The organism is Kineococcus glutinatus (assembly GCF_039542765.1).
GTDB classification, from domain to species: Bacteria; Actinomycetota; Actinomycetes; order Actinomycetales; family Kineococcaceae; genus Kineococcus_A; species Kineococcus_A glutinatus.
The window spans coordinates 1-1,410 of record NZ_BAABIL010000116.1 but is presented as its reverse complement, the minus strand read 5'-3'; the positions used below and the strand labels follow the sequence as shown (position 1 = coordinate 1,410).

Annotated in this window: 2 protein-coding genes; both read left to right on the top strand. The window is 76.5% G+C overall.

What is annotated here, in order from left to right:
* The first annotated feature begins 293 nt into the window (after positions 1 to 293).
* Positions 294 to 701, top strand: coding sequence for a hypothetical protein (locus ABEB16_RS05180; RefSeq protein ID WP_345711203.1), 408 nt, complete (start codon positions 294 to 296; stop codon positions 699 to 701).
* A gap of 125 nt (positions 702 to 826) precedes the next feature.
* On the top strand, positions 827 to 1,410 hold a 584-nt coding region (locus ABEB16_RS05175; protein WP_345711202.1), incomplete at its 3' end, for a cell wall-binding repeat-containing protein.

Sequence of the window (1,410 nt, the reverse complement as noted above, 5' to 3'; positions counted from 1 at the left end):
AAGGACAGCGCGCACTGGTACTCGCGGGTCATCGGCGCCAACGCCCTGCCGCCGGCCTGACCGCCCCGCCGGTGGGGACGTCCCGCGCACGGCACGCCCACGTGCCGCGGCGGGGCGTCCCCACCGGCGCAACCGCGAGCCCCGGGCGGGCACCGGGCGTCTCCGCGGGAGGCCCGCCCGGGTGGTCCGGACGTGCGCGAACGTGGCGGTTCACCCGGTTGGCCCATCAAGGCCTGGCATCGAGCTGTCAACGCCCTGCACACTAGTGCTCACACAGAGTTACTGGAGGGGTCATGATCATCGGTTCTGTCACGTCGGCGCCCAACATCTACGCACGGCGCATCCAGAACGACACCACCTACGTCGCTCCCGTGACGCGCATCGAGAACGACTACCCGCAGGAAGACCCCTCCGACTACCTCACCAACAGCGACCGGGCGCTGCTCAACCACCTGCAGTCCGGCGTCGTCGACGTCGACGCCGCCGCGGGCAGCCCGGTGGCCGTCCTCGCGCGGGAGATCGCCCGGGCCCGCGCCACGGGCACCGTGCCGCCGGAGCGCCCGCTCAGCGAGCAGGAGCTCAGCACCCTCGTGCAGCAGGCGCTGGCCATGGGCGTGCGCCCGGTGACGCCGCAGATCCACGCCCGCCTCAGCGCGCTCACCGACAAGCGCACCAGCGTGCGGCTCGACGTCGTCCTCTGACCCACCCCGGGCCGCCCGGTCCCCGCAGCGCCACGTGCCCCGTCCGGGCGACGATCCGCGCCGGTGGACCCGGCGCCCGATAGCCTCCGCGCAGCCGCGCCGCGGCACCAGCTGAGGGAGGGCCCGTGCACGGACGCCGTCGCACCGCCGTGCTCACCGGGATCGGCGTGCTCGTCGTCGTCGTCCTCACCGCCACGGCCCTCGCCACCGGCGCCGACCCGGCCGCGGACGCCGCCACCACGGCGCCGCCGACCGTCGAGCGCATCGCCGGCGCCGACCGCTACGCGACCGCGGCGGCGCTGTCCCGGCAGGCCTTCGGCGACCGCCCCGGCCGCGCCGTCTTCCTCGTCGGTGGCTCCTCCGTCCCCGACGCGCTCGTCGCCGCCCCGGCCGCCGCGGCCGTCTCCGCACCGCTGCTGCTCACCAACGGCCAGGACCTGTCCCCGGCCACCGCCGCCGAGCTGCAGCGCCTGCAACCGTCCGTCGTGCACGTGATCGGCGGCCCCGGCGACGTCTCCGGCGTCGTCGAGGCGCAGCTGCGCGCCCTGCTGCCCGCCGCCCGCGTGCAACGCACCGCGGGAGCCGACCGCCACGAGACCGCGGTGCTCGTCGCCCGGCAGTTCTTCCCCGTCACCACCACCGCCGTCGTCACCGCCGACGACGGCTCCGCCGGTGCGCCGGCCGCCGCGGCCGCCGCCCAGCGCTCGGC